The organism is Bacillus sp. mrc49 (genome assembly GCF_002803435.1).
Genome location: NZ_PHNG01000159.1, coordinates 1 through 933 on the forward strand (window position 1 = coordinate 1; position 933 = coordinate 933).

The following is a 933-nucleotide window of genomic DNA, read 5'->3' on the forward strand; positions in this document are numbered from 1 at the left end:
AGATCCAAGCCCTCGACACTCTCTCCATTCACCTTAAGGATTTGGTCTTTTGGCTTCAAGCCCGCCTTTTCGGCTGGCGAATCCTTGTAAGGAGAAACGATTATGACCTTGCCATCTTCCATGCCGATTTCAGTCCCTATCCCTTCGAAAGAGGAATCCAAGGTTTCATTGAATTGCTTGGCGGTCTCCTTGTCCATATAAACGGAATAAGGGTCTTTCAAAGATGATAACATGCCTTGGATCGCCCCTTCCACCAAACGGGAGCCATCCACCTGCTCGACATACTCACTGACGATCAAGCCATAAGCTTGCTCCACTTTTGCCCATTCCTTATCCTTGGATACGGCTGGGCTTTCAGGGTTTGTTTCCTGTTTATCCGGGAGGCTTGTCCAATATATGCCCCCCACTGCTCCAATGGCTAGTGATATGATGATTGCTAGCGGAAGTACCCATTTTTTGACCATATTTATCCCCATTTCTGACCTGATATGTATTCCACTATATGTGGCGCCGGGCAAGAATATTCCCTGAGTATAATGGTGAATGAACATAAAAAAACAGACCAAGGATTTATCCTGGTCTGTTTTATTGCAATAATATGGGGTATTAATTAGGTATATAGTTTAATGGATTGACAGCATTCGATTTGCTATAATTCCATGCGCCTTTATGCAGCTCGAAGTGCAAATGCTGTCCAAATGAATGGCCTGTGTTACCCATGATGCCCACTTGTTGGCCTTTGGCAACCACAGCACCCTCACTTACTTGTCTAGAGCGTAAATGTGCATAAACCGTAGTCCATTGCTGCCCGCCGATTGAATGGGTAACGAAGACGACGTTTCCGTATGTACTGGAGTGGTAAGAACGGCTTACGACCCCGTCGGCTGCCGCTACAACCGGAACCGTTCCACTAGCAGCAATATCAATGCCGGC

2 protein-coding genes are annotated in these 933 nt (G+C 46.5%); both read right to left on the reverse strand.

Features of this window, described 5'->3' with window-relative positions; translation table 11 throughout:
- The coding region (locus tag CVN76_RS01100) for a S41 family peptidase (protein WP_157805413.1) at nt 1-464 on the reverse strand (464 nt) is incomplete at its 3' end.
- Between the two features lie 142 nt (nt 465-606).
- On the reverse strand, nt 607-933 hold a 327-nt coding region (locus tag CVN76_RS01105), incomplete at its 5' end, for a M23 family metallopeptidase (protein ID WP_157805414.1).